The organism is Novosphingobium mangrovi, assembly GCF_022818885.1.
Taxonomy (GTDB): domain Bacteria; phylum Pseudomonadota; class Alphaproteobacteria; order Sphingomonadales; family Sphingomonadaceae; genus Novosphingobium; species Novosphingobium mangrovi.
This window is the reverse complement of sequence record NZ_JALHAT010000013.1, coordinates 1-6,750: the sequence shown is the minus strand read 5'-3', so window position 1 is coordinate 6,750 and position 6,750 is coordinate 1. Positions and strand designations below refer to the sequence as shown.

General features: G+C 67.3%; 6 protein-coding genes. 5 read left to right on the top strand and 1 reads right to left on the bottom strand.

Annotated elements, in window-relative coordinates; all coding sequences use genetic code 11:
* The 4 genes from MTR65_RS09585 to MTR65_RS09570 form a co-directional block, all read left to right on the top strand.
* Positions 1-2,597: DUF5695 domain-containing protein (locus MTR65_RS09585; RefSeq protein ID WP_243799533.1), on the top strand; the 2,597-nt coding region annotated here is incomplete at its 5' end.
* Between the two features lie 118 nt (positions 2,598-2,715).
* Positions 2,716-3,495 carry an SDR family NAD(P)-dependent oxidoreductase gene (locus MTR65_RS09580; protein ID WP_243799530.1) on the top strand — a complete coding sequence of 260 codons (780 nt, stop codon included), beginning with the start codon at positions 2,716-2,718 and terminating at the stop codon, positions 3,493-3,495.
* Between the two features lie 133 nt (positions 3,496-3,628).
* Positions 3,629-4,018 (top strand): protocatechuate 4,5-dioxygenase subunit alpha, encoded by a 390-nt coding sequence (locus MTR65_RS09575; RefSeq protein WP_243799527.1) that lies wholly within the window; start codon positions 3,629-3,631, stop codon positions 4,016-4,018.
* Positions 4,019-4,022: 4 nt separating this feature from the next.
* Positions 4,023-4,865: a class III extradiol dioxygenase family protein gene (locus MTR65_RS09570; RefSeq protein WP_243799525.1), complete on the top strand. Its 843-nt coding sequence runs from the start codon at positions 4,023-4,025 to the stop codon at positions 4,863-4,865.
* 71 nt (positions 4,866-4,936) lie between these two features.
* Here the strand turns inward: MTR65_RS09570 and MTR65_RS09565 are convergent, their stop codons facing one another.
* Positions 4,937-5,746 carry an SDR family NAD(P)-dependent oxidoreductase gene (locus tag MTR65_RS09565; RefSeq protein ID WP_243799522.1) on the bottom strand — a complete coding sequence of 270 codons (810 nt, stop codon included), beginning with the start codon at positions 5,744-5,746 and terminating at the stop codon, positions 4,937-4,939.
* A gap of 548 nt (positions 5,747-6,294) precedes the next feature.
* Between MTR65_RS09565 and MTR65_RS09560 the strand changes: the two genes are divergently transcribed.
* Positions 6,295-6,750, top strand: a 456-nt coding sequence (locus MTR65_RS09560; RefSeq protein ID WP_243799520.1) for a TonB-dependent receptor plug domain-containing protein, incomplete at its 3' end; no start/stop codon positions are given.

Below are 6,750 nucleotides of genomic sequence, written 5' to 3'. Positions count from 1 at the left end.
TGGCGCAGGAGGGCGCGGCCTTCGTGACCGGGTGCGAGGGCGGCTGCGTCACCAGCCTGCGAGCCTCCGGCCACGAGGCGCTCGGCGACTTCATCCGCGCGGGTGGACGGTTGGGCGAGGTGCGCGGACGCTTCCGCCTCGGCGCGGGTGAATGGCGAACTTTCGCCACCACGGCGCTGGCGGGCGAAGTTGCAGAGGCCACCGCGAACAGGCTCGCCACCCGCTACGCGCTGGGCGCGGGCCTGGTCCTTGTCGTACGCTTCGCGCTGGAGGGGAGGGACCTTGCCCTCACGCTTGACCTTGCGAACACCGGGGGCGAGGCGCTCGAACTGGACGATCTGGCGCTGGGCCTGCCGATCAACGAACTGCAGGCAAGCGACGGCAAGGACCCGCAGGGGCTCTTGAAACACAGCTTCATCTCGGGCGCGGGCTCGCACATATTCTGGCAGCGCAAGGACAGCGCGACGCCCTGGCTGGCGATGTTCCCGCAGGAGGGCAGCGCGCTTGAATACTGGGAGGGCTTTCGCCGCGAGGGGCCCTGCTATCAGGTCTATTTCCACGCCGCGCGCGCAGTAGAGGAGGTGCGCAAGGCCCATTCGCGCTGGCGCCTGCCCGCGACGTCGCTGCACCTTGCTGCAGGCGCGCGTGCGCAGCGCGGCGTGACCTTTGCGCTGGTCGAGGGCTATGCCCAGATGCGCGCGGCGATTGCGGATCGCGGCCTTGTCGATGTCGAACTGAGCCCGGGCATGACCGTGCCCAGCGATCTTGCGGTCACGCTTTCGCTCGGCTCGCGCATTCCGGTCGCCCGGATCGAGGCCGAGCATCCCGGCGACACGCAGATCACCGCGCTGGGAACGCGCGCGGGGCGCCAGCTCTACCGCGTGGAGCTGGCGCGGCTGGGCGAGAACCACCTGACGCTGGTGCAGGAAAACGGCGCGCGCACGACGCTCGAATTCTTCGCGACCGAGCCGGTCGAAACGATGATCGCCAAGCGCGGCGCCTTCATTGCCAGCCACCGCCACACCGATCCCGCCACGTGGTACAACGGCCTTCTCGCCGAATGGAACATGCAGAGCGAGGTGCTGCTCGGCCCCGACAACTACGACCGCATCGGGGGCTGGCGCATCTACGAGGTGACCTGCGATGATCCGGGCCTTTCCAAGCCCGCGTTCCTGGGCGCCAAGCTGGCTGAATACCCCGTCCAGGCCGAGGTTGACGCGCTGGACGATTACATCGAGCACTTCGTCTGGGGTGGTCTTCAGCAGACGAGCGAGGAGCCCTGGCCTTACGGCATCTATGGCATCCTCGACTGGAAGCGGAACCGCGAGAGCGAAGACCCTGGCCCCAAGGGACGCGAGCACCTGTGGCGCACCTACGATTACCCGCACATCGTGGTCATGTACTTCGGCATGTACCGCGCCGCGCGGCTTCACCCGGGCGTTGCGACACGGCTTTCGGCCGAGGACTACCTGGAGCGCGCCTTTGGCACCGCGCGCGCGATGTTCACCGTGCCCGACACGCTGGTCGGCTGGGACGCGAACAACATCGGCTACTACAACGAGATCGTTCTGCCCGAGCTCATCGACGCGCTCGAGGCGGAAGGCAAGGAGGCCTGGGCGGGCCAGCTGCGCGGCTTCTGGGAGCACAAGGTGCGCCACTTCGTGGAAGAGGTGGAGGACCTGTTCGTCTCGGAATACGCCTTCGATTCCACCGGCTTTGAATCGACGCAGGCCATGGCCCGCTACGCGCTGGAGCGGCCGGGTACTTTCGCGCCCGAACGCGCCCGCGCCTTTCGCGAGCGCCAGTTCGCCGCCAACCTGTTCTGCCGGGGCTGGCTGGAGCCTTCCTACTACTACCTGGGCAGCGATTACCGCGGGCAGGGCGGCGATGCCTATACGCTGACCTACATGGCGCAGATGGGCGGCTGGGGCGTGCTCGACTACGCGCTCCATGATGCGCCGGACCCGCACGCGCTGCTGCGCTTGGGCCACGCCTCGACGCTGAGCAGCTGGGCGCTGCTCAACAGCGGGACACCCGAAAGCGGCCATGGCTACTGGTATCCGGGCAAGGCCAACGACGGCGCGGCGGGCGGCGGGTTCGAGCCTGCGGCGCTGGGGCAGACCTGGCTCGACCAGCCGCACTGGCACGGCTCCTGGTACTATTCCTGCGAGATCGACCTGGGGTTCTGCGGCGCCTTGCGCGCGGCCGCAACGACCCTCGCCGACGATCCGCTGCTGGGGCGCATTGCTCACTGCGGACGCCTCGAGGAGGCAGGTGGGATCCTGCACGTGGTCCCGCGCGACGGGGTGCGCCGCCGTTTCCACGTCCGGCTTCAGGACGCAGCGTTCGATCTGCAGCTGGCACCCGGTGTCCGCTTCGCGCGCGAGGAAGCCATCGAAGTGGCTTCCTCGGGCAAGGGGTGCCGCGTCGTGCTCGAACACGGCGCGGGCCCTGCGCGCATCAGCCTGCTCACGCTCGGGCAGGTGCAAAGTCTGCGCATCGACGGGGCGGCGCGCGATCTGGATGCGCGCGGTCGGGTTGCGCTGGAGATCGCGCAAGGGACCACGCGCACGGTGGTTGACCTCGCCTTCGCCTGAGCGGCGGGAAATTCGCATTCCGGACAGCGGCGCGCGCAGAGCCTGACAGGAAGGGCCTTTTCGGGCTAGGGCAGCCGGTGCGCACCCTTGCGCTCCTGCCCGAACGAGAGGACCCGCCATGACCCCGCCCTCCACGCCGCTTCCCGCAACACCCAGTTTCCGCCTCGACGGGCGCCGCGCGCTGGTGACGGGGGCGGGACGCGGGATCGGCCTTGCCGCCGCCGCCGCGCTGGCCGAGGCGGGAGCCGAGGTGACCCTGGCGGCGCGCACGCAGCCTGAGATCGAGGCGGTCGCGGCCCAGCTGCGCGAAGCGGGCTACCGCGCCGAGGCCGCGCCGCTCGATGTTTCGGACACAGAAGCCGTGCGCGCTTTCTTTGCCGCGCGCGCGCCGTTCCATGTCCTCCTCAACAACGCGGGCACCAACCGCCCCAAGCCGATGTGGGAGGCAAGCGAGGCGGATTTCGACGCGGTCATGGACCTCAACGTGAAGGCCGCCTTCTTCGTCGCGCAGGCCTGCGTGGAGCGGATGATGGCGACGGGCACGAAGGGCAGTCTCATCCACATGGGCTCGCAGATGGGCCATGTGGGCGGCCCCAACCGCTCGCTCTACTGCGCCAGCAAGTGGGCGCTGGAGGGTATGAACAAGGCCTTTGCACTGGACCTCGCTCCCCACGGTATCCGCTCCAACACGATTGCCCCGACGTTCATCGAAACCCCCATGACCAAACCCTTTTTCGAGGACCCGGCGTTCAAGGCCAGTGTGCTGGAAAAGATCAAGATCGGCCGCATTGGCGTGCCCGAGGACCTGATGGGCGCGGTGCTGTTCCTGGCGGGCGATGCCTCGGCGATGATGACCGGCACGAGCCTTGTCGTCGATGGAGGCTGGACCGCCGAGTAGCCATAAGTTCAGGCTAAGTATCATCCGATCCAGCGCGTCTCGCAAGGCGCTTGATCGCGATCAAGAACGGGGCTTTCCCGCGCACCTATCCTCGTTTCCGATCTAACAGGACCGGATAAAGAGGATAGCCCGAATGACCCTAGCACCCGATACCCCGCCGCCGCCAGGCGACAGCGCGCCGATCTTCGGCACGCACCTGTTCGACGGCTGCGCGGCGGCCAAGGGCTACGCGCTCAACGCCATGTGCTTTTCCTTCAACGAGGCGGCCAACCGCGAGGCCTTCCTCGCCGACGAGGACGCCTATTGCCAGCGCTATGGCCTGAACTCTGAACAGCTTGACGCGGTGCGCGCGCGCAATGTCCTCGCCATGATCGAGGCGGGCGGCAACATCTACTACCTCGCCAAGCTGGCGGGCATCTTCGGCCTCAACGTGCAGGACGTGGGCGCGCAGCAGACCGGCATGAGCGTGGACGAATTCAAGGCGATGCTGCTCGCGCAGGGTCGCAAGGCCGGGGAGGACTGAGACCATGGCGCAGATCATTGGAGGTTACTTCACCAGCCACGTCCCCGCCATCGGCGGTGCCATCGTGCGCGGCGACCAGGAAGAGCCCTACTGGAAGCCCTTCTTCGACGGCTTCCCGCCCGTGCGCGAATGGTTGGAGGCCGAGCGTCCCGACGTGGCGGTGTGCTTCTACAACGACCACGGCCTCAACTTCTTCCTCGACAAGATGCCGACTTTCGCGGTGGGCGCGGCGCACGAATACCGCAACGAGGACGAGGGCTGGGGCCTGCCGCTGTTCAAGTCCTTCGCGGGCCATCCGGACCTCAGCTGGCATATCATCGAACAGCTGGTGGGCGATGAGTTCGACGTGACCACCTGCCAGTCGATGCTGGTCGACCACGCGCTCTCGATCCCTTTTGAACTCGCCTATCCCGAGGCGCAGGAATGGCCCCTGAAGCTGGTGCCGATCGCGATCAATACGGTGCAGTACCCGCTGCCTTCGGCCAAGCGGTGCCTGGCGCTCGGCCGCGCGGTCCACCGCGCGCTGGTAAGCTGGCAGGGGGCCGAAAAGATCGTGGTGATCGGCACGGGCGGCCTCTCGCACCAGCTGGACGGTGAGCGCGCGGGCTTCGTCAATCCCGACTATGACCGCTTCTGCATGGACAGCCTGGCCGCCAACCCGGAAGCGATCTGCGTCGACAGCACGAAGGAAATCGTGCGCAAGTCGGGCTCGCAAGGGGTGGAGATCCTCAACTGGATCGCGGCGCGCGGCGCGCTGGGCGCGGCGCCTGCGCGCGAGACGCACCGCAATTACCACATCCCGATCTCGAACACGGCGGCGGCCACGATGCTGCTCGAGACCACCTGAGCGGCGTTCGCCTAAGGTAAAAGCCAGGAGCCCCGCCGAGCCTCTCGGCGGGGCTCCGTCGCGTGCCGGGCTCAGCCGCCTGCGGCCAGGAAGGCGCGGAACGGGGCGAGGCCGGGGACGTGGCTGGCGCTCCCGCCATCGCAGACCAGCACTTCACCCGTCACGTTGCGCGCCGCGTCCGAGGCGAGGAAGGCGACCGCCTCGGCAATGTCCTCGGGCGCGCCGAGCCGGTCGCGCAGGGTCTCGGCCTCGACCGCTTCGCGAAGACCTGCCGGGAAGGCTTCGAGCAGCGAGGGCGTGACCGTCATTCCCGGGGCCACCGCGTTGCAGCGTACGCCATGGATGCCGTGGCTCGCCGCGATGGCGCGCGTCATCTGGATGATCGCGGCCTTCGAGGAGGAATAGGCGGCCTGGACGATATGGCCCTGCAGCGCGAGGTTGGTGACCGTGTTGACGATGTTGCCCTGGCTTGCGCGCAAGTGCGGCAGCGCGGTGCGGCAGGCGACCATGGTGCCGCGCACGTTGATCGCGAAGGTGCGGTCCCAGAAATCGGTGTCCATGCTCTCGACATCGGTGTCGGCGAGCGCGACGTCGGGTCCCAGGAGCGCGGCGTTGTTGTGCAGCACATCGAGGCGCCCGAAGTGCGAGAGCGTCTCCTCGACCATGTTCTCGATCGAGCCCGGGTCTTCCAGGTCGACCTCGATGGCGTGGGCATCGGGCAGTTCGCGCGCGAGGTCGATCGCGCGGGCAAAGGCAATGTCGGCAATGACGACCTTGGCGCCGCGCGCGGTCAGAAGACGCGCGGTCGCGCCCCCGATCCCGCCTGCGCCGCCGGTGACGATGGCGACCTTTCCGTCCATGCGGATTGCGTCCTGGGCCATGTTCCTCTCCTCTTCCTCAGGTGTTTTCCCCTGCATAGGGATCGGGGCGGGCTGCGAAAGTCGGTACTTTTTCCACCCCCCTGAGGAGGTGGCTCGCGTGATGCGGCGAATCGCAGGCTGGCTCGGGGGCGAATCGCGAAGCGCCAGCGGGCATCTCTATCCGCGTGTCGGGTAGCCCTATCCGCTCTTCGAACGCCCAGGTTAACGCGATTTTGCGCGGGTGTTCGCTCGCGCGTCCGCAGACTGTGCCGTGGCTGTGTGTGCAAATGGTATACTAAATTTTATACCTATATTTCAGGTATATAGCATATGATCGATTTGGCCTCCTCCCACAAACATTCGTGGCGTGGACATTTTGGGCGTTTGCCGTCGATCCGGCGAACAAAGCCAAGCAGCCTTCGGGACGGCGCTACCGCGTTTTCGCCCCCGTCCGGTCACGAGGCCAGGCCCGGGGGAGCTCCCGGACGCAAGGCATGCATGGGGGCATGCCTTGCCGGAGAGAACGCGGCGGCTGACCGGCAACAACGATGACGACACCAGGGGGAAGCATGAAGATCAGGACCAGGAACACGCTGCTGGCAAGCGCAATGGCGCTGACGCCGCTGATGATGGCGAGCGGCGGCACGGCGTGGGCGCAGGAAGCGCCGACCGCCGCCGAGGACGAGGCCGCGACGCGCACGCCGGGCGTCATTACCGTGACCGCGCGCAAGCGCTCGGAAAGCGCGCTCGATGTGCCCGTGGCGATCAGCGCCTATTCGGGTGAGGACCTCAACGCGCTCAACGTGCAGACGGTCGAGGAACTGACCGCGATCACGCCGGGCATGAACCTCAACAACTCGATTGCCGGCTCGGCGCGTTCGGACCGCAGCCAGACCGCGCTGATCATTCGCGGCATGGCACCCAGCCGTGGCAACCGGACAAGCTCGACCTTCATCAACGGCGTGCCCATTTCCGATGGCACCGTGACGGGCATCTTCGATTTCGACCATGTCGAAGTGCTCAAG

Coding starts and splice junctions, on each gene's coding strand:
- MTR65_RS09580 (WP_243799530.1), top strand. CDS start 2,716: ATGACCCCGCCCTCCACGCCGCTTCCCGCAACACCCAGTTTCCGCCTC.
- MTR65_RS09575 (WP_243799527.1), top strand. CDS start 3,629: ATGACCCTAGCACCCGATACCCCGCCGCCGCCAGGCGACAGCGCGCCG.
- MTR65_RS09570 (WP_243799525.1), top strand. CDS start 4,023: ATGGCGCAGATCATTGGAGGTTACTTCACCAGCCACGTCCCCGCCATC.
- MTR65_RS09565 (WP_243799522.1), bottom strand. CDS start 5,746: ATGGCCCAGGACGCAATCCGCATGGACGGAAAGGTCGCCATCGTCACC.